Raw genomic sequence first — 20,510 nt, 5'->3', positions numbered from 1 at the left:
CCTCCCACCACCCAACCCACTTAGGGGAAAGGACCCTTATACAGAGCAATGGAAATCCCTATATCCACCTATCGCATTCAATTCACCCCTGAATTCGGATTTGAATCCGCAAAAAAATTGGTCCCTTATCTAGGAGATTTAGGTATTTCCCATCTGTATGCCTCCCCCATTTTTGAGGCCCGGAAGGGAAGTCAACACGGGTATGATGTGGTGGATCCGAGGAAAATCAATCCCGAATTAGGAACGGAAAAGGACTTTGAACGCCTGATTCAAACCATACATGAAAATCAAATGGGTTGGATCCAAGACATTGTTCCCAATCATATGGCTTTTGATGGAAATAATCCCATCCTCATGGATCTTTTTGAAACGGGAAAAGACTCCCCTTATCTTTTATTCCTGGATATTGATTGGGATCACCCTAACCAAGATCTCTCCGGTCGCCTTCTTTGCCCTTTTTTGGGAAAACCCTACCCGGAAGCCCTGAGAGCGGGCGAAATTCGCATCGGTTATAGCGAAAATGGATTTAACATTAATTACTATTCATTGTGTTTTCCTTTATATTTTGATTCATATAATCAGGTGTTACAAAAAGCACTCTCCATGATGAAAAAGAAATTGGGGGAAGGAAATCCAGAACCCCATTATCTTTTGAAAATCCTGGAGGCAATGAAACATATTCCTCTCCAAAAGGATAAAATCCAAGATTTGAAATCCCAACTTTGGAAACTCTACCAAACCCATTCAGAGATTCATGAGTTCTTAGATAAAACGGTAGACTGGATCAATGCAAAAAACCAAAAGCATTTTTTGGATCAGCTGATGTCTAAACAAATCTTCAAACTGGATTTTTGGAAACGCGCCACCCAGAAAATCAATTTCCGACGGTTTTTTGCCGTGAATGAGTTGATTTCATTGAGGGTGGAATATGAAGAGGTTTTTAACTATAGCCACGGGTTAATTTTTAGACTTTGCCGGGAAGGGAAATTTTCCGGAATCAGGGTCGATCACATTGATGGCCTCTTTGACCCCGCCGCCTATTTGATGCAATTAAGGAAAAAGATAGGGGAAAGGTATTTGGTGGTTGAAAAAATCTTGGAACGGAAAGAAAAACTTCCCAAAACCTGGCCCATTCAAGGGACCACCGGCTATGAATTTTTAAACGTTTTAAATGGTCTTTTTTGCATGGGCAAAAATGCAGAACCTTTTCAAGGTTTATACCAAAAATTCACCCGTCAGAAAAAGACTCCGGTTGACCTGCTTTATCAAAACAAGCACCTCATTATGCGGTCTGACATGAACGGAGATATGGAAAACCTCTCACGGGTGTTCCAGAATATTTTAAAAGGCCATCCTTTTCAAAAAACAGTTCCCCTCAAAAACTTGAAAAAAACCATCACTGAGTTCATTGCCTGCTTTCCGGTCTATCGAACCTATGGTGATCAGAAAGGGGTTCATCCAACCGATCGGGTTTATATTAAACAGGCCATTGAGGCAGCCAAACAGAGAAACCCGAAACTTAAAAAGGATCTGACCCTTTTACACCAGGTGCTGGATGGAAAAAAACGAAAAGGCTTTGAAAAGGAAAACAAAGAACAAAGGGTAAATTTTGGAATGCGTTTGCAGCAGTATACGGGCCCTTTAATGGCGAAAGGGCATGAGGACACCACCCTTTATGTATACAACCGCCTTCTTTCTCTCAATGAAGTGGGGGGAGTTCCAGCCCACTTCGGAACCTCCATGAAGGAATGGCATCAGTTTAACCGGTCCCGGGAAACCCAATGGCCCCATACCATGAGCGCTTCTGCCACCCATGATACCAAAAGAGGAGAAGATGTCCGAGCAAGAATTAATGTTCTTTCTGAAATCCCAGATGAATGGAATAAAAAGATTTTCTATTGGCACCAACTCAATCGGAACAAAAAATTAAAAGTAAAAGGGAAAATGGTCCCTGGAAAAAATGAAGAATATTTTCTGTATCAAACGATGATGGGTACCTACCCTTTCCAGGAAGGTTTGGACCTCCAATGGACCGAGCGGGTTAAAAACTATATGATCAAGGCAGGGCGGGAGGGGAAGGTTTACACCAATTGGATCGATCCCCAAACAACCTATGAGAAAGCCCTCACCGAATTTGTGGAAAGAATCGTGGGGTCCAAATCCTTCTTCGAAGATTTTAAACCGTTTCAAAAGAAAGTCGCTTTTTTTGGAATGCTCAATTCTTTATCCCAAACCCTGATTAAAATCACCTCCCCTGGAATTCCGGATTTTTACCAGGGAACAGAACTTTGGGATTTGAGCCTAGTGGATCCAGATAACCGGCGTTCCGTTGATTATGAAACTCGAACTCACCGCCTTTCAGAAATGCTTCACCCTACCCAAGAAGATCGACTGAAATGCCTCAAGGAACTTTGGTCCACACGGTCTGATGGGGGAATAAAATTGTATACCATCTATCAAGCGCTTCAAATGAGAAAAACTCTCAGGGAGTGTTTTACATTTGGGACCTATCATCCCATTGAGCCAAAGGGCCATTTAAAGGAGCAGGTGATCGCTTTTGCCCGAAATCAGGGGTCGGTTTGGACCCTAACCATCGTCCCGCGTTTTTTGGCGGGATTAATCCAGGAAGGAGAGCTACCCCATGGAGATAGCCTTTGGGGAAATACCACCCTGGTGCTTCCTGCCGGAGCTCCTTCTCAATGGGCGGATGCAATGACAGGTCAACAACACCGAACAGGGAAACACCTCAAGGTCTGCGATATTCTAAAATATTTTCCAGTCTCCCTTTTGGTTGGGGAGGAAAAGAAATGATGCGGAGGACAAGCGGTATTCTGCTCCATATTACCTCCCTCCCCACCCCTTTTGGAATCGGAGATCTGGGACCCAGCGCATTCCAATTCATCGACTTTTTAGCACAATCCAAGCAGAGTTACTGGCAAATCCTTCCATTAAACCCAACATCAACCGCTTTTGGAAGTTCCCCGTACAGCAGCCACTCGGCGTTTGCGGGAAACCCTCTGATGATCAGCCCACAACAATTGGTTAAAGATGGGTTTATTTCCCAAACGGATATCCAACCCATTCCCCATTTTCCAAATCATGCCGTGGATTACTTTTCCGTTACCGAATATAAAAATAAAATACTGGAAAAAACCTTCTGGAAATTTTATAGCCGGTTGAAAACCGATTATGAGTTTTTAAGATTTTGTGAGGAACAAAGCATTTGGCTGGAACCTTTTGCGTTTTTCGCTGCCTTTGCTTCCCAAACGGGCAGGAAGGTGTTGCATCAATGGCCTCCTGAAATGAGGGACCGTCGGGTATCCGCTTTAAAAAGTTGGCGGGAAAAACTACATAATGAAATCGAAAAGGAAAAATGGATCCAATATCTTTTTTTCATGCAATGGAGTGCCCTTCGGCAATACGCCAATAAAAGAAATATTCAGATAATCGGAGACCTCCCCATTTATGTACAATACCATAGCGCGGATGTTTGGTCCCATCCAGAGGTGTTCAAACTCGACTCACAAAAGAAACCTCTAGCCGTAGCAGGAATCCCTCCTGATTTCTTTAGCGACACGGGCCAATTATGGAATAATCCCATTTATCGGTGGGATATTTTGGAGAAAAGAGGATATGATTGGTGGGTTCAGCGGGTCAGACACAACTTTTCATTATTTGAAGTGGTCCGTTTAGACCATTTCAAAGGATTCATTGATTATTGGGAGGTGCCTGCGGGGGAAAAAACGGCGGTAAACGGACAATGGATGAAAGGACCGGGAGAGCGTTTTTTCAATGCCCTTTTAAAACATTTCCCATACCTTCCCTTTATTGCGGAGGATCTGGGAGTCATAACCGCTGAGGTTCATGAACTCAGGGATCGGTTTGAACTTCCGGGAATGAGAATTCTGCAATTTGCGTTTGGGAATGACCCCCTTGCCGATTTTTACAAACCTTCCCATTTTGTAAAAAATTGTGTTGCTTATACAGGAACCCATGATAATGATACCTTAATGAGCTGGCTTTTTGGAAAAGTAGATTATTCGACCCGCAAACCGGAGGAAATTCGAGAGGAACGTCAGAAGACGCTTCAGTATATAGGGTTTCGGGGAGGAACACCGAGGAAGGAAATCCACTGGGAATTGATCCGGTTATTGATGATGTCCGTTGCCAATACAACCATATTCCCCATGCAGGATATATTAGGCCTAGGGGATGAAGGGCGAATGAACCGCCCCGCTACTTCAAAAGGAAATTGGGAATGGAGACTAAAACCGGGCAGTTTAAACCGCCCATTAATTCAAAAACTATCTGAAATGACCAAATGCTATGGGAGAGGATAAACGTTAAAGATGTGAAAGTTCTTCTTCTTTGGGTTCTTCCTCTTTTTTAATCCGCTTTTCAATGATCGCCTTAGCCGTCTCTTTGGCCCCGAGTCCAAAGGCAATGGCCAAAGCCAAAACCACCCCGCCAAAAGAAATAGAAAAAGCCGCAACTATGATAGTCGTTGCAATTCCTAATTGAACCAAGGCCATTGCCAGGGAAAATAAAATAATCCCTAACCGGACCCCAAGGGCCAAAAACCTCGCCTGAGAAATCTGGGCATTTACCGCAGCAATTAAAATGGCCTGGCCAAAAAAGTTACCTAAAATGATCCCAACCGATAAAATAATCAAGGCCACCAAAAGATGGGGAAGGTAGGACAAGGTTTTTGACACCAACTGATTTATGGCATTGAGGTTCAAAGCATCCAAACCCAACATCACGAAAGCCAGGAAAATGACCCAATACACTAAGCGGCTGATGAGATGAGAGGGGTGTTCCTTAATTCCCCCCTTACTCAGGGCTTGGGAAAAACCCAATCGGAAACTAAACCGGTCAAAACGAATGACTTCTAATAACCGGGAAATAACTGTTTGGATTCCCCAAGCAACCCCGAAACCGATTGCGATGATGATTAACATGACCAATAGATGAGGAATAAAAGCCCCAACCTGTTTAAAAAATTCTTCCATGGGCCCTAGGAAGGCCGTTTGCCAAAGGTCTTTCATGTTTTCTCTCCAAAATCATTGGTAGGTTCCCATTGGTTCACCAAATAGGCTTTATCTTTTTCAAACGCCTGGCACAAACTTTCAATTTTTTCTTCAACCTCTCGGTGGTGACTCCTTTGAATTTCTAAGATAAAGGAGGCAACCCTTCCCAAATAAAGGGGGGTCAAGGATTTAAGTAAATGTTCCCTGGGCATGGTTTGTCGGTGGGCAGCCAAAGCAACATCGTAAATCACACGGACCCAAACGGGATCGGGAATATGAAAAGTGGATTCATTCGGTTTCAATTTTTTCAAATCACCCAAAACCGCCTCAGACAAAACCCCCTCCCACATGGGTGAAAATTCATTTAACCCCAGATGAAACGCTTTTAACATTCGCTCCACACTCACATTCACAGGTTCCAAACCCACATCATACTGAAAACCAAATAGGGGTACGGATTCGGACCTATGGACACCTTTCCAAAGAGACGCATGCTCCTCCATCAGACTCAAGGCCGAGCCGATCACCTGAACCAACATGGAGGAGAGGTCAGCACCGGGATCCTTTGGATCATGGATTTTTGCACCTAAATAAACCTGACAGATTTTGCTTCCCCGGGTAATGGCAGTCGTGGTCATCCAAATATCGATTCCAAATCTCGCAACATCTGTACCCCAAACATCTTTCGTGAGAAAATATTCAGCCAAATCCCCCGTAAATCCAAATTCTCCTCCGATCGGTTGTCGAATCCGTTTACCATACAGTGCTCGGCTCAATGGATAAATGATACTATTGGTGATGGTTCCGTCATATTTATGTCTGAGATAATAAGGGGCCACATATTCATATCCTTTCCGTAGAATTGGACTAATTAATAACTCAATCCATTCCGGTGTGATACTCCTTAAATCAGAATCAACCACCGCGCAGGCTTTCACTCCAAGGGCCTTAGCCACTTCAAAGATCAAGCGGAAGGCGCTCCCCTTTCCGGGTATACCGTGGTAAGGGGTTGAAATTCTCTGAAGGGTATTGAGTCGATGCGAAACAAATATGCTTTGAAGATCAAAACTGGAATCGGCTGCAATTTTTGGGGTTCCATCCACGGATCCGCCATCAGAATTAATTAATACCGCTTTGGCTTCCGGAAAATATTTTGCAACTCCTGCACTCACAGCATGAATAACATGTCCAATGGTTTTCGAATTATTGTAGCTGGGAACACCAATGAGAATGTCAGCAGAACCGATTTCTTTTATCTTTGCCTGTAGATCCTCCCGGAGGACAACTCCATCTGCCATGGTTATCGACGCCCCTTAACCATTATCTTTTTTGACAGCCTTTAGGAGTCTCTCGAAAAAGTTTGGAATTGCCGAGGTGGGTCGAACCCAGTTTGAAATTAAAGGAACACCAACAGGGTCCGCAAGATACTCTTCCCCCGCCGATTTAATGGCTCGGGTAAAAGCCTCCACCGCCAAACGTTCTTCATGCCGGTCAAAATAAAAACTGTTGATGGCCGCATCATCTTCGTATTTTTTAATGGTGTCCTGTGCCGATCGGAGGTATGCAATGCCAAGGTTTTTAAATAGCCCTTCATCCAGGATCACCCCCTCAATAGCCAAATTCCTGAAAAGGGATTTTGCAATATCCGTTGACATTTTCATGAGGCCCTTTTGGGGATCTTCCGGGGAAAGAATTTGGTGTTTATGTTCATAAGCATCACACAACTCGGTTTGGCATATTCGCCGATGGGCACAATTCCGATAGGTTTCTGCCAGTGTACCAATTTCTAAACCCCAGTCCCCTGGGACTCGATTAATTTGCGCCAAGTCCACCACCATGGAGAATTCCCCTGACAGAGGATAACGAAAACTGTCTAAAAAAGTTAGGAGAGGAATCTGACCCAGGAACTTTTGAAGCGTACGAATGAGGGGGGTTATAAAGAGGCGGGTCACTCTGCCATGAAGGCGTTCCGTCACCCGGGCATAATAACCCTTACAATATTCATATCGAAATGAAGGGGCCACAGCCGGATAGCATAAACGGGCCAAGATTTCTCTTTGGTAAGTGATAATATCACAGTCATGTTGCGCAATGACCTGGCAATCCCCTCGGGCAAGGATATACCCATAGGACAACCAACATGATCTTCCTTTCCCCGGCTGTCCGATCTCAACCTCGTTGTTTTTAAGAAGCTCTAATAGCGCTTGCATTCTGGGGCCGTTGTTCCAAATCACGGTTACTTTTTGAGGCAGTTCGCCAAAAAAGTTCTTTCCATGGTCAAACTCTTTTTCATCGGCCCCATCCAGAGAAACCACAATTTCCCGGAGGTAGGGAACATTTTTCAACTCACGGATAATTCCGGGAAGGGCTTCCCCCTGCAGTTCCGAAAATAAACAGGGAAGGACCAGACCGATAGGGCATTGTTTTGAAAAAGTGGTTAATTCCATTTCCAAACGCTCCAAATTAGGTTTTCCGAGTCGATGGAGCGTTGCGATGGGACCGGTTTGGTGAAAATCTGACATGGTTTTCCTCCCGGAATTAATAAAAAACATCCTGGGTTCTTAATAACCCAATGGCCTTCCCTAATGACCGAAAACTTGAATAAAACCCGAAAGAATAAAATCCCTTCAAACGGCGCGTTAGCTGTGTTTTATTTTTTGGCCAAAAGGACCCGAGTGTTTAAGAAATTAAATGATGGATTCCGTTTGATGGAATGAAAGCAAGTGGATTGAAAACCTAAAACATTTGGTTCGGAATGGAATGACCGTTAAACCTGGGATTCCAGTTTTCAAATACAAAAACCCTAATTTCTTACAAACCGCTCAAAGTATAAGCGGTGTCATTTATTTTTGCAAGGTGTGAAACTTCTGCTCAATTTCCATTTTCAAACGGATTTAAAATAAAGGTATTGAACCGGGGGAAAAACCATAGTAAATTGAAAGCCTTTTACGATCCCCTTTGCCTGAAAGTCATCCATATCGGCCAGGCTTCCGGGGTGGGGGGTTCATGAGGGCATTACGCTTGGAACGAAAATCCCCTTGAATTAGGAGAAGCCCATGACCTTTGAAATGGTTTTGGTGATTGGACTGGTTGTATTGGCCATTGTTTTATTCGTCACGGAGTGGATTTCCGTTGACTTGGTCGCCCTTATGATGATGGGAGCCTTGCTCATCACCGGAATCATTTCACCTGAAGAGGGAATTTCGGGGTTTAGTAATGTAGCCACCGTAACGGTGGCTGCCATGTTTATCCTGAGTGCGGGGTTATTCAAAACCGGCTCTGTTAATTTTATCGGAACCGCCTTAGGAACTGTGGGAAAGAAAAACACCCTTATGGCCTTAATTGCCATGATGATCGGGGTGGGAACCATTTCAGCCTTCATTAACAATACCGCCGCTGTTGCGATATTTTTACCCATTGTCTTAGGGATGGCTCGGGACAACAATCTCAGCCCTTCCAAATGGCTCATTCCTCTTTCATTTGCATCGATGTTTGGGGGGGTCTGCACTTTAATCGGAACCTCCACCAACATCCTGGTGGATTCCATCGCGGAACGACATGGGCAACCCCCTTTTGGTATGTTTGAGTTTACCACCTTAGGATTAGTCATGTTTGGAGCGGGTCTGGTTTATATGGTGGCCATAGGGGTTCCCCTCATTCCGGAGCGGAGAAAACCTCAAGATTTAACCAAAAATTTTGAAATGGGCGATTACCTCACTGAAATCATTTTGCTCCCTGAAGGTCAGTCCGCAGGAAAAATGATAAAAGATTCCCCCTTGATCCAGGATCTGGACATTGACATTATCAATGTTTACCGGAATGGAAATTCCCTTCAGCCTCTATCCTTATGGACGGTTCTCCAAGCCAACGATGTTTTACGGGTCCGGTGTGATATTCAAAAGGTGCAAAAACTTCAAGAAAGGGAGGGGATTCTTCTAAAGTCGGACACCAAATTATGGGATAAAGATCTAAAATCAGAAGAAGTCACTCTTGTGGAAGCGGTCATCGCTCCCAATTCCAAATTGGAAGGAAAATCTCTAATTGAGTCTCAGTTTCGGCACGACTTTGGGGCAACCGTGCTTGCGATTCGGCATCGCGGGGAGGTCATGCATGAAAACCTTGAGGTGGCGCCTCTGAAGGCAGGAGATGTCCTCTTGTTAAGACTCAAACGGGAAGACCTGAATCAATTAAAACAAGATCCCGCATTTGTTATTGTTTCCTCACCCGGATTACCCGAGTTTCGAAAACACAAGACCCTTCCGGCCCTGATGATTATAACAGCGGTGGTATTGACTGCCTCATTAAATATTTTTCCCATTGTGGTCAGCGCCATTCTAGGATGTATTTTGATGGTCCTCACCCGCTGCATCACATTAGAGGAGGCCTATCAGTCCATTCAATGGCAGGTGATTTTTCTCCTGGCTGGGGTATTAACACTGGGGATTGCCCTGGAAAAAACAGAGGCCGCCTTGTTTATCTCAAACGCTTTTGTTTCCAGTATTGGAGAACTGGGGCCTACAGCACTGGTGTCTGCCCTTTTCTTTCTAACGATGATCCTTACCAACGTCATGTCTAATAATGCCACCGCCGCCCTTCTCGCACCCATTGCTATCGGAATCGCGGAATCCATGTCTTTAAATCCACGCCCATTTTTAATGGCTGTCACCTTTGCCGCATCTTTAAGCTTTATGACCCCTGTGGGATATCAGACCAACACCATCATCTATGGCCCGGGCCAGTACAAATTTTCAGATTTTCTCCGGGTGGGAACCCCTTTAAATATCCTGTTTTGGATTCTGGCCACCATATTGATCCCAAAAATTTGGCCGTTTTAAGAACCGGCGCATGAAAACCCGAAAGACAAAACCTACCAACCCCCCTAAAAACCTGAATAAAACCTTAATCATTCATCCCCTTCAAGAATTTTTCCAAATCGAGGCCATTGGAGGGATCCTTTTAATGGTTGCCACGGGAATAGCTATGATATGCGCCAACTCACCTTTTTCTTCGGGCTATCACCATTTATGGGAGATCTCCTTTAAAATCGGGATAGGGGAATTCTCTATCGATAAAACCCTTCATCATTGGATCAATGATGGGCTCATGGCCATCTTTTTCTTTTTGGTTGGGTTAGAAATCAAGCGAGAGGTTCTGGCGGGGGAGTTAGCCTCCCTTCAACGGGTGATACTTCCCATGGCCGGTGCTTTGGGGGGAATGGTGGTTCCCGCTCTTTTCTATTTAACCCTAAATTTCGGAAATGCCACCGAGGTGGGATGGGCGATTCCCATGGCCACGGATATCGCCTTTGCGTTGGGAGCGCTGGCTTTATTAGGATCTGGGATTCCCCCGGGGCTAATCATCTTTTTAACAGCTCTTGCCATTGTAGACGATTTGGGGGGTGTTTTGGTGATTGCCCTCTTTTATAGCGAAAAAATTATTCTTCTTCCTTTGGTGACTGGGTTTTTCATTCTCCTGGGTTCTTTCCTCTGCAACAAAGGCGGTATTCGAAAACCAATGGTCTATGTCATTCTTGGAATTGCCTTGTGGTTAGCGTTTCTCAAATCCGGTGTTCATGCAACCATTGCCGGTATTTTGCTTGCCATGACCATTCCGACTCGGGCGGTTTTAACCGGAAACGAGTTTGCCAAAAGAATCCAAAACTTGTTGGAACGTTTTTTGAGTCGAGAACGCGTGGACGATCCTCTTGAACGGGAGGAAGAGCAACAAGCCGTTATACAGGAAATCGAATTTTCTTGTCACCGGGTGGAAGCCCCCCTTCAGCGAATTGAACACGGCCTTCACCCCTGGGTTACGTTTGTCATATTACCCATTTTTGCTTTTGCAAATGCGGGAACGGAAATCCCATTTCAGGAATTGGGAGTTTTAATTTCTGAACCGATCATAATGGGCTTAATCCTTGGGCTTTTCGTGGGGAAACAGGCTGGCATATTTCTTTTCGCCTGGGTAACGGTAAAGCTTGGCTGGGCCAAACTGCCCAATGGTGTGGGATGGACACACTTGTACGGTGTCAGCATTCTGGGAGGAATTGGCTTCACCATGTCCCTTTTTATTGCAGGATTGGCCTTTCTAGATCCAGAAATGTTAAAACAAGCCAAAATGGGAATTCTCATCGCCTCTATTTTATCGGGAGTGATAGGCTACACCGTTTTAAAAAAAGCCATCCAATTCAAGCCCAGTGCCAGTTAGGGAAACTTCTTGGGAAAACCTTCATTTCCATAGGGTTCCCCCTTATTTTTTCTTTTGGTTTTTTACCAGATCTTAAGGCTCTTGGAAATTTGTGGATCTGAGGGTTTCTGTTATAATTATTCTACTAGAAACGGGTTTACCAACCTCATGAATAGGAAATGCATTTGGCGGAATATATAAAAGTCGCTGAGGTGAATGAGATTGCTGAAGGATCCTCTAAGTTGATCCGTTTGGGGAAAAAATCCATTGCTTTATTTAACATTGATGGGAAAATTTTCGCCATTCATAATATTTGCCCTCATGAGGGCGGTCCCTTGAATGAAGGAACAGTGGAGGGATGCCGGGTGATTTGCCCATGGCATGGAATACCGTTTGATCTGAGAACAGGGTATTCAACTTCTGAGGAAGGGTTTGGGGTATCGGTTTTTGAAACTAAAATTGAGGGAAAAACCGTTTTGTTAAAGGCCCCTGGATAAAAAGGAAGATTCAAATGTGTAACAAAGAAATGGATGAACGGGTTTAGAAAAAAAATGGCCAACACCCCATTAGATCAGATTCAACAAATTGAAAAGATTGAACTTCACCAACATATGGATGGCTCCATTCCGCCCGCTCTGACCTGGGAACTCATGAAAGACCATGGGCTGAATCCCGTCGAAAGTATTGAAGAAATGGAAAACCTCCTGATCCTGCAGGAGGAGGAGCGAGGAACCCTTCTGCGTTATTTAGACAAATTCCACTACCCCCAATGGATCACACAATTTTATGAAAATATATCCCGGGTGGTTGAGGAAATTCTTCTGGAAGCGTATCGGAAGGGCGTCCGCACCATCGAACTGCGTTATTCCCCGGTCATGCACACCTTTGCGGGCTTAACCCTTCGGCAAACCATTAGTTCTGTATTGTCAGGGATCAACCATGCAAAGGATCAGGCACCCCTTGAAGCGGGTCTCATTGTGATTGCCATGCGTCAACAAGGGCCCCACATCGCTAAAATATTGGCGCGACAAGCTATTTCAGAAGCCCAGCAATTACACGACCGGACTGGCGTGATCGGGTTTGATATTGCAGGGGCCGAACGGGGAAACCCTCCTGCTCTGTTTCAGGAAGCCTACCGAATTGCCCATTCAGGTGGATTAGGGTTAACGGTTCATGCGGGGGAAGACGAAGGGCCGGAATGTATTTGGCAAGCCATCGATGATTTGGGAGCAACCCGGATTGGGCATGGGTGTTCCGCCGTACATGATCGTGAACTTCTCAAACGCCTTGCCCGCGATAAAATTTTAGTGGAATGTTGCATGACATCTAATTATCAAACCGGGGCGGTGAAACCCCATGAGCCCCACCCTATTTTTACCTTTCTAGAACATGGAGTCCCAGTCGCTATTTGCACAGACAATACAACCGTCTCAGCCACGGACCAGATTCGGGAAGCCAACCTTCTTTTAGACCGTTTATCCGTGGACGAAATCTCCGCCATTCATAAAAACGCAGCGCAATTCTCCTTCCTTAAACTGAAAGAAAAACCGGGTTCTCCCAAAACCGGAACATAAAACCCCTTGATTAGATTATCCCCATGCTTTACCGGGCTCTTTCATAAACAGCGAAGGAGTTTAAAGTCTCCCAAAGTTTAACTTGAGTTACCGCAAATCCCTGTGAGACAGCATAACGATATATTAATTTTGCAATGTTTTCGGCCGTTGGATTTTCATCCATTAAAAAAATTGGCTCCCCAAGGTCCTGTAAGGGCTTAACCAAAGGGTCCAGTCGGTTTAAAAGCATTCGATGATCTAGTTCCTGGTCTATCCAGGCTTGAATGACCCGTTTGATATCATTAAAATCCACTACCATTCCGCGCTGGTCCAAGGTTTCGGAAACAATTTCAATTTCAACACGACCATTATGTCCATGGGGAAATTTACATTTTCCATCATAATGAAGCAACCTGTGACCATAGCAAAAGTCAATTTGCCTGCACACTTTAAAAAGGTTTTTTTGGTCATGGATATTCAAACCTGCTGGTAAGTTCAAAATCGCTCCTTCCATCGATTAAGGGTTCTTAAAATGAATTAAAATTCTATTCAAAGCAAACGGTGGGAACAAGTCAACAAAAAAGTTCAGGTAAACCCATTAAAACCCTGGCAAAAAGGCCCGTGAAGGCAACTTCAAAGACTTCACCTATTCTCCAAAATCAAACTTTTTCCTTGACAAAAACTGTTTCAATCTGATAGATTTCGTAGGTTTAAAAAAGGAGAAGAAATTGAAAACCTTTAGTGCAAAGATAGAAACCATTGAGCGAAAATGGTTGTTGGTAGATGCAAAAGATAAAGTTTTAGGTCGTTTAGCTTCGAAGGTGGCGAGCCTTCTTCGGGGGAAACATAAACCGATCTTTACCCCTCATGTGGATACGGGGGATCACGTGATTGTTATTAATGCGGATCAAATTAAACTAACGGGTGAGAAACTCCAATCAAAAGTTTACTACCATCATTCAGGATACACCGGTGGATTAAAAGAAATTCCGGCCCAAAGACTCTTCCAAGAAAAACCTGAAAGGATGATCACCCTTGCGATCAAAGGCATGCTCCCAAAAAATAAATTAGGGCGGGCCATGATCAAAAAATTAAAGGTATATAAAGGCACTCAGCATCCCCACGAACCCCAACAACCCCAGGCCGTGGATTCATAAAAGGAGACACCGTTTTGGAAGATAAAGGAAATACCTACTATGCTACCGGAAAGCGGAAAAACGCCATTGCAAGAATCTGGCTGGAAAGGGGCACGGGCAATGTAACCGTTAACCATCGAGCTGCCGATCAATTTTTCGGACGTGAAACCTTACTGATGATCATTCAACATCCTATTAACATCTCAAACCTTTCCGGACAATTTGATATACGGGCTCAGGTTAAAGGAGGCGGTTCTTCAGGGCAAGCCGGTGCGGTTCAACATGCCATCTCAAAAGCCCTTTTGGCAATTGACCCTGCATTACGGGACCCTTTGAAAAAAGAAGGTTTACTCACAAGAGACTCCAGAGTAAAAGAGAGAAAAAAATACGGGCAGAAGGGGGCTCGAAAACGGTTTCAATTCTCCAAAAGATAATTGGGGGATCCAAACCCATTTTGAGGGAAGGCCCTTTTGGCCTTCCCTTTTTTATTGAAAACCCTTTCTTGAAAATAAAATGGAAACCAAAAATTCAATTCAAAAAACCAATTCACCCTTAAAGGTTGCCATAGTTGGAGCAAGTGGATATACCGGCGTTGAACTTTTAAGACTTCTTTATCGCCACCCCAATGTTGAAATTGCCGCCATCACCTCCGAGCAGAAGGCTGGCCAGCCCATCAAAAAATTTTTCCCTTCCCTGGGGGGCTGCTATTCCTCTTTGAAGTTTGAGGCCTTTCAACCGGAAAAGATTGCAAGCACTTGTTCCTTTATCTTTTTGGCTCTGCCCCACAAAACGGCCATGGATCCCGTGGCCAATCTTCTCAAGGCAGGAAAGCGAATGGTGGATTTAAGTGCCGATTACCGGTTTAACAATCCAGCGGTTTATGAGCAGGTGTACCAACTTCCCCACCGCCATCCCCATCTTCTTGGTGACGCGGTTTATGGACTTCCCGAATTTCACCGAGAAAAGATTCGCAAAGCCCATTTAATTGGAAACCCTGGGTGTTATCCCACAGGCGCCCTCTTGGGTCTATACCCATTGCTCAACCTTAAGCACCTGAAACCAGAGGAGATTTTCATCGATGCCAAATCGGGGGTCTCCGGTGCAGGGAGGTCTCCCAGCCTGGCCTCACATTTTGTAGAAGTGAATGAGGGGTTGGGCCCCTATCAAGTTGGGAAGCATCGGCATGCCCCGGAAATTGAACAAGAAATCACTTCTTTGGCCCAAAAGAAAATCCCCATGACCTTCGTGCCCCATCTAGTTCCCATGAGCCGGGGGATACTTACCACACTATTTGTAAAAATGAACCGGTCGATTTCAACCCAGGATCTCTTTGCTGAGTATCGGGAAGCCTATTCAAACGAGCCTTTTATTTGGCTCCTTCCCGAAGGTGAGTATCCCAATACCCGGCATGTCCTTGGCACCAATGGATGCGAGATCGGTTTAGCCCCTACATCATCCGCCAACTGCTTTACCATTTTTACGGCCATTGATAATCTGGGAAAAGGGGCCGCGGGACAGGCCATTCAAAATATGAACCTCATGATGAACTATCCGGAAACCTTAGGTTTGAGGGATCCAGGTTTTTTTCCATAAAATAGTCCATTCCTTCCGCAAAAAGGGTCATCCAAATGAAAAAAGTAAAAGGTGGAATTACAGCGGTCACAGGATTCTTCGCCTCCGGCCTCCATTGTGGGATTAAATTAAAAAAACAACCCGATTTGGCATTAATTTACTCGGATGTTCCATCTACCGCGGCGGGGGTTTTTACGGCCAACCAATTTCAATCCGCCCCCTTGAAAGTCACCCAAAGACATCTGTCTAAAAAGCATCAACTCCAGGCTGTGGTAATCAACAGCGGAAATGCCAATGCCTTTACCGGCACCAAAGGGCTCAGGGATGCCAACGCCATGGCAGCAGAAACGGCTCGGTCTCTCCATCTAAAAAACGACCGTGTGGGAGTTTCCTCGACGGGTGTAATCAGTGCCCCCCTTCCCTTGGAAAAAATCCTCCTAAACATCTCAGATGCCGTTCGTCACCTCTCTCCAAAAGGGAGCCGGGCAGCCGCTCAGGCCATCATGACCACAGACACCCAAATTAAAGAAACCGCTTACCAAACCAAAATCAACAATAAGGTCATTACTGTTGGAGGAATTGCAAAAGGGAGCGGAATGATCCATCCTAATATGGCCACCATGTTGTGTTTTCTTTCTACCGATATTCGGATTCCCTATAATATACTGCAAAAGGCCTTGCATCAGGCGGTGGAAACCAGTTTTAACTCTATTTCCGTAGATGGTTGTATGAGTCCAAATGATATGGTGCTATGCATGGCAAACGGGAAAAAATCCGTGGGCCCCCTTCAAGGGTCAGGACCTCTTTTCAGAAAATTTTCCGCTCTTTTGCAGAAGGTTTGTACAGACTTGGCGCAAAAAATTGTCAGGGACGGGGAAGGGGCAACCAAATTTGTAGAACTCAGAGTACAGGGAGCCCCTTCTTCTCAATGGGCGAAAAAGGTTGGGACAGCAGTTGCATTGTCCCCTCTGGTCAAAACAGCGTTTTTTGGAGAGGATGCCAATTGGGGCCGCATCCTGTCAGCGGTGGGAAATTGTGGGTTAAAAATATCGGAAAAGCAGGTGGATATTTCCTTTGGGGGGATGCCCTTGGTAAAAAACGGAACCACTAATCCAAGAATTTCAGAAAAAAAAATCAATCAGTATTTAAAAGGGAAAAATATTGTCATCACACTGGACCTCCATACGGGGAAGGGAAAATGGGTAATCTGGACCTGTGATTTTTCTTATGACTATGTGAGGATCAATGCGTCCTATCGGACTTAAAGGATGGGTTCAATCTGAAATTCAGAAAGGAGTCTTTTTATGTTTTTGATTCCGATAAATATTGGATTTTTGCCATATCACGGATACCCTTTCCAATAACCTCCTGCTGAGTTCCACCCAGATAAGTCCCAATATGGCGGATAAAAGCAAAGTCACGAATGGTTCTCCCCAAATCCTCCTGATAGGCTCCAGGGTTTTCACCAAAAGAAGGGGAAGATTGGATGGAAGAGAGCATTTCCTGATAAGCCCTTTCCCTCTCCCCCAATATAAATTGAAGCAAAGCATAATTTCGAATACCTAAACCCAAATCACCCTGGATTTTCTCCCTTTCCGGTCCTGCAGTCTGCACCCCAGGAATTGACACAGTAAAGGGCCCCATTCTTTGATCCTGGGTTTCAAACCATAAAACAAAGCCCAACAGCAATCCAAGGGCCCCAGCGGCCACTGCGGAAGGAAATAAAAACGGTTTCCAGGAAAAACCTCTGGGGCTATCAAATGGAAAATCCTTTAATTTAACTTGGGATTGGATGGGTTTTGGAAAATCTTTGAAGTCCTGAGAGGAAACCTCCTCTTGCAAGGTTTCCCTCATAATCTCCCCGATTCTTACCATTTCTCTTAGGGCAAGGGAGCAGTCCGCGCAGTCTTTAAGATGTTGTTCAACCTTGCGGTGTTCAGCGGGGGACAAAACCCCATCATGGTAACCTGTTAACAAGATCTCAAATGATTCGCAATCTCTTTTATTTTCCATGTTCACTAAAAAAACCTAAGTTCAAGGAAACCTGCCCTGTCTCCCTATATTAAAGATACGATTTTAACCTTTCTCGAAGCCGTTTTCTTGCATAATGCAACCGAGACATCACCGTACCGATAGAACATTCAAAGGTATCCGCAATTTCCTGATAGGAAAGCTCTTCCAATTCTCTGAGAATAATAATGGCCCGCTGGTCTTCGGGTAAAGAATCTAATGCTGCGTGAAGTTCTCCCTTGAGTTCCTGATTAATAGCCTGCCGATCCGGGGAGGCTGTATTTCCGGGAATCTCTTTGATGCTTTCATCATCGATAGAAAAGGTTTGCATCCCTTTGGATTTCCGGCGAAAATCAATCACCGTATTAACTGCAATCCGATACAACCAGGTATAAAAACGAGAGTGACCCTTAAATTGGGGTAAGGATTTATAAGCCTTTAGAAACACCTCCTGGGCTAAATCCAGAGCTTCTTCCCGATGATGGACCATCCCCAATACCACCCCATAAATTCTGCGTTGATACCGCTCCACGAGTGTATTAAAAAGAGAAGATTCCCCTTTTTGAACCTGAATGACCAGTTCTTCATCGGGTGTTTCCATACCGAATGATTTTACCAGGTTAGACGACTCCAGGCACCCTTTTATTCAGGGTAATTAAAGAAAAACAACATGATATGAAAAAATTGAAAAAAAGGCGGGAAATAAGCAGGATGAATATAATTCAAATCACTGAAAGCCAGTGGTTGTGGGAGGGATCTTTTCCTTGAACAATCTGAAAAAAACTTTTTTGAAGTTCAAGTGTAATGGGACCCGGTCTGCCGGAACCGATGGTCCTATTATCCACTTCTCGTATTGGGGTAATTTCAGCCGCAGTCCCGGTAAAAAAAGCCTCGTCCGCCACATAAAGCTCATCTCTTGAAATCCGTTCCTCAAGGACAGGGATTTTCTTTTCCTTGGCAAGCTCTAACACAGAATCTCGTGTAATCCCCTCCAAAATTGAGGTAACTGCGGTGGCCTTTAAAATACCCCTACGAACAATAAATATATTTTCCCCTGGACCTTCCGCAACATACCCATCGGGATCCAGCAGAATGGCTTCGTCAAATCCTGCGGCTTTAATCTCCCTCTTAGCGAGTTGCGAGTTGGCATAATAACCGGTAATTTTTGCCCGTGTCATACTGATATTGACATGATGCCGTGTATAAGAGGAAACCTTAGCCCGGATTCCCTTTTTCAGACCTTCATCCCCCAGGTAAGTTCCCCAAGGCCAGGCAGCGATAGCAACTCGGATAAGGTTTTCCGAAACGTAAAGCCCCATCTCCCCGTAATCAATATAAACCAATGGCCGAATATAACACTCTTGAAGGTGATTCACTCGGACCGTTTCCCGAATCGCATCTTCTATTTCTTTTGGAGAAAAAGGAATTGAGATTTGGGCGATATGAGCCGAGGCAAATAACCGCTCCACATGTTCCTTTAGGCGGAAAATGGCAGGACCTCGTTCACCCTGATAACACCGAATACCTTCGAAAACCCCCAATCCATAATGGAGCGTATGGGTCAAAACATGGACCTTTGCCTCTTTCCAATCCACAAATTGCCCATTCATCCATATCTTTTCGGTTTCCTGAAGCACAAAAATTCCTTTTCTTGAAACCCCAAAACCCCTACAATGGTCTGACTATAACAACCCTTCCAACCCCTGTCAACCTTAATGGATTCAAAGCATTGGGTTGACAGCGCCCTTCTGAAATCGCTACTATATAAAAATAAAAGGAGTTGTTCATGCGTGTTTATATTCCCCAAATCATTCCTATTTTTCCCCTTCCCAATGTGGTTCTTTTCCCAAAAATCCATCTTCCTCTCCATATTTTTGAACCAAGGTATCGGGAAATGGTTCAGGATATTCTAAAAGGAGACCGCCTTCTCGGGATCGCCCTTCTGAAAGAAGGGTGGGAACAAGGGTATTATCAAAATCCGGGGATCCATCCGTTGGGTTGCATCGGCAAACTTATCGGATACCAAGCCTTGGAAGATGGAAGATATAACGTTATTCTTTCGGGTCTAACACGATATAGAATTAAGGAGGAGTTTCACGATAAACCCTACCGACAGGCATGGGTAAAACCCCTGGCCTTTACAGAAAAGACCCCCACTCTGAATCCAAAAAACCGTCATCAAATCGATCGGTTAATCCAAACACATCTAAAAGCAAGGGGGTCTTTCCCTCAATTGGTTACGATGCTTGAAAAGGCGGATGATGAAACCCTGATCCATGCACTCTGCGCATGCCTGACCTTGACGCCTCTTGAAAAACAGTTTCTATTAGAATCAGAGGATATTAATCAGCAAAGTCGCCGTTTATTGGAACTGATTAAAATGAAGGATGATAACGAAAAAAACGAAAAGGAAGTCAAAAGACAACTATTCGAATCCGAGGAGGATCCAGGAATTCTATGAAAATTAAAGTAGGACAAAACGCTCCAGATTTTTCTCTTCCCTCAAATCAGGGTGGAACCGTTCACCTGAAGGATTTTAAAAATAAAAAATCGGTAATTCTTTTCTTCTATCCCAAAGACAATACCCCCGGTTGCACGAAAGAGGCCTGCGGTTTTCGGGATCTTAACGATCAATTCAAAAAAACAGATGCAGTGGTTTTTGGAATAAGTCTGGACTCCATTGAATCTCACCAGAATTTCACAAATAAATACCAATTATCTTTCCCTTTACTCAGCGATAAAGACGCACAAGTCTCCAAAACCTATGGGGTTTATGGCCAAAAAAGTATGTATGGAAAAAAATTCTTTGGAATAAACCGGTCCACTTTTGTCATTAATAAAAAAGGAATAATTGAAGAAATTTACGAAAAAATTAAAGTTGAAACCCACCCAAAAGAGGTCCTGGAGAAATTGAACCAAAATACCTAACATATTGTTTTATTGGCCTTTCTCTTGAATCCCACCGTTCTTTTTCTTCCTTTTTTTTGAAAAAAAATCAAGTTGACTTGGGACATATCCCATTG

General features: G+C 44.3%; 19 protein-coding genes. 12 read left to right on the top strand and 7 right to left on the bottom strand.

Annotated features, from left to right (window positions below):
- The first annotated feature begins 48 nt into the window (after positions 1 to 48).
- Together treY and malQ are read left to right on the top strand one after the other, a co-directional pair.
- Positions 49 to 2,811: a malto-oligosyltrehalose synthase gene (gene treY, locus VGB26_07110; GenBank protein ID HEX9757556.1), complete on the top strand. Its 2,763-nt coding sequence runs from the start codon at positions 49 to 51 to the stop codon at positions 2,809 to 2,811.
- On the top strand, positions 2,808 to 4,340 hold the full coding sequence (malQ, locus tag VGB26_07105) for a 4-alpha-glucanotransferase (GenBank protein HEX9757555.1): 1,533 nt from the start codon (positions 2,808 to 2,810) through the stop codon (positions 4,338 to 4,340). Before treY ends, malQ begins: the two co-directional genes overlap by 4 nt.
- A 3-nt stretch (positions 4,341 to 4,343) precedes the next feature.
- On the opposite strand, the gene VGB26_07100 is transcribed toward malQ, so the two are convergent.
- Genes VGB26_07100 through VGB26_07090 form a run of 3 tightly spaced genes read right to left on the bottom strand, consistent with a single transcriptional unit; the run spans position 4,344 to position 7,552 of the window.
- Positions 4,344 to 5,048 carry a hypothetical protein gene (locus VGB26_07100; protein HEX9757554.1) on the bottom strand — a complete coding sequence of 235 codons (705 nt, stop codon included), beginning with the start codon at positions 5,046 to 5,048 and terminating at the stop codon, positions 4,344 to 4,346.
- Positions 5,045 to 6,328 (bottom strand): glycosyl transferase family 2, encoded by a 1,284-nt coding sequence (locus tag VGB26_07095; GenBank protein HEX9757553.1) that lies wholly within the window; start codon positions 6,326 to 6,328, stop codon positions 5,045 to 5,047. The genes VGB26_07100 and VGB26_07095 overlap by 4 nt, the downstream gene beginning before the upstream one ends.
- A 15-nt stretch (positions 6,329 to 6,343) precedes the next feature.
- Positions 6,344 to 7,552, bottom strand: a complete 1,209-nt coding sequence (locus VGB26_07090) for a glycosyl transferase (GenBank protein HEX9757552.1) — start codon at positions 7,550 to 7,552, stop codon at positions 6,344 to 6,346.
- 534 nt (positions 7,553 to 8,086) lie between these two features.
- Here VGB26_07090 and VGB26_07085 point away from each other — a divergent pair.
- The 4 genes from VGB26_07085 (at position 8,087) to add (ending at position 12,790) form a co-directional block, all read left to right on the top strand.
- The gene (locus VGB26_07085; protein HEX9757551.1) at positions 8,087 to 9,865 is read left to right on the top strand and encodes an SLC13 family permease; all 1,779 of its coding nucleotides are present in this window, start codon (positions 8,087 to 8,089) and stop codon (positions 9,863 to 9,865) included.
- A gap of 10 nt (positions 9,866 to 9,875) precedes the next feature.
- Complete coding sequence (nhaA, locus tag VGB26_07080) at positions 9,876 to 11,237, top strand: Na+/H+ antiporter NhaA (protein ID HEX9757550.1); 1,362 nt, start codon at positions 9,876 to 9,878, stop codon at positions 11,235 to 11,237.
- Positions 11,238 to 11,401: 164 nt separating this feature from the next.
- Positions 11,402 to 11,713, top strand: coding sequence for a Rieske 2Fe-2S domain-containing protein (locus VGB26_07075; protein HEX9757549.1), 312 nt, complete (start codon positions 11,402 to 11,404; stop codon positions 11,711 to 11,713).
- A 33-nt stretch (positions 11,714 to 11,746) separates the two neighbouring features.
- On the top strand, positions 11,747 to 12,790 hold the full coding sequence (add, locus tag VGB26_07070) for an adenosine deaminase (GenBank protein HEX9757548.1): 1,044 nt from the start codon (positions 11,747 to 11,749) through the stop codon (positions 12,788 to 12,790).
- A 28-nt stretch (positions 12,791 to 12,818) separates the two neighbouring features.
- Here add and VGB26_07065 read toward each other — a convergent pair whose 3' ends face one another.
- Positions 12,819 to 13,268 (bottom strand): 6-carboxytetrahydropterin synthase, encoded by a 450-nt coding sequence (locus VGB26_07065; GenBank protein HEX9757547.1) that lies wholly within the window; start codon positions 13,266 to 13,268, stop codon positions 12,819 to 12,821.
- A gap of 229 nt (positions 13,269 to 13,497) precedes the next feature.
- On the opposite strand from VGB26_07065, the gene rplM reads away from it, so the two are divergent.
- The 4 genes from rplM (at position 13,498) to argJ (ending at position 16,742) form a co-directional block, all read left to right on the top strand.
- Complete coding sequence (rplM, locus tag VGB26_07060) at positions 13,498 to 13,926, top strand: 50S ribosomal protein L13 (protein HEX9757546.1); 429 nt, start codon at positions 13,498 to 13,500, stop codon at positions 13,924 to 13,926.
- A gap of 14 nt (positions 13,927 to 13,940) precedes the next feature.
- A complete protein-coding gene (gene rpsI / locus VGB26_07055) occupies positions 13,941 to 14,339 on the top strand; it encodes a 30S ribosomal protein S9 (GenBank protein HEX9757545.1) in 399 nt (132 codons plus the stop codon).
- A 79-nt stretch (positions 14,340 to 14,418) separates the two neighbouring features.
- On the top strand, positions 14,419 to 15,498 hold the full coding sequence (gene argC / locus VGB26_07050; protein ID HEX9757544.1) for an N-acetyl-gamma-glutamyl-phosphate reductase: 1,080 nt from the start codon (positions 14,419 to 14,421) through the stop codon (positions 15,496 to 15,498).
- Between the two features lie 35 nt (positions 15,499 to 15,533).
- Entirely contained in the window at positions 15,534 to 16,742 is a 1,209-nt protein-coding gene (gene argJ / locus VGB26_07045) for a bifunctional glutamate N-acetyltransferase/amino-acid acetyltransferase ArgJ (protein HEX9757543.1), read from the top strand.
- 37 nt (positions 16,743 to 16,779) lie between these two features.
- Here argJ and VGB26_07040 read toward each other — a convergent pair whose 3' ends face one another.
- The 3 genes from VGB26_07040 to VGB26_07030 form a co-directional block, all read right to left on the bottom strand.
- A complete protein-coding gene (locus VGB26_07040; GenBank protein HEX9757542.1) occupies positions 16,780 to 17,490 on the bottom strand; it encodes a zf-HC2 domain-containing protein in 711 nt (236 codons plus the stop codon).
- A 49-nt stretch (positions 17,491 to 17,539) separates the two neighbouring features.
- The gene (locus VGB26_07035; protein HEX9757541.1) at positions 17,540 to 18,088 is read right to left on the bottom strand and encodes a sigma-70 family RNA polymerase sigma factor; all 549 of its coding nucleotides are present in this window, start codon (positions 18,086 to 18,088) and stop codon (positions 17,540 to 17,542) included.
- A 121-nt stretch (positions 18,089 to 18,209) separates the two neighbouring features.
- A complete protein-coding gene (locus VGB26_07030; protein ID HEX9757540.1) occupies positions 18,210 to 19,124 on the bottom strand; it encodes a branched-chain amino acid transaminase in 915 nt (304 codons plus the stop codon).
- Positions 19,125 to 19,273: 149 nt separating this feature from the next.
- Here VGB26_07030 and VGB26_07025 point away from each other — a divergent pair, with 149 nt between their 5' ends.
- Positions 19,274 to 19,948, top strand: a complete 675-nt coding sequence (locus tag VGB26_07025; protein HEX9757539.1) for an LON peptidase substrate-binding domain-containing protein — start codon at positions 19,274 to 19,276, stop codon at positions 19,946 to 19,948.
- Entirely contained in the window at positions 19,945 to 20,415 is a 471-nt protein-coding gene (gene bcp / locus VGB26_07020; GenBank protein ID HEX9757538.1) for a thioredoxin-dependent thiol peroxidase, read from the top strand. Before VGB26_07025 ends, bcp begins: the two co-directional genes overlap by 4 nt.
- Positions 20,416 to 20,510: the final 95 nt, after the last annotated feature.

The sequence above is a fragment of the Nitrospiria bacterium genome (assembly GCA_036397255.1).
GTDB lineage: Bacteria > Nitrospirota > Nitrospiria > DASWJH01 > DASWJH01 > DASWJH01.
This window is presented reverse-complemented; position numbering and strand designations above follow the sequence as displayed.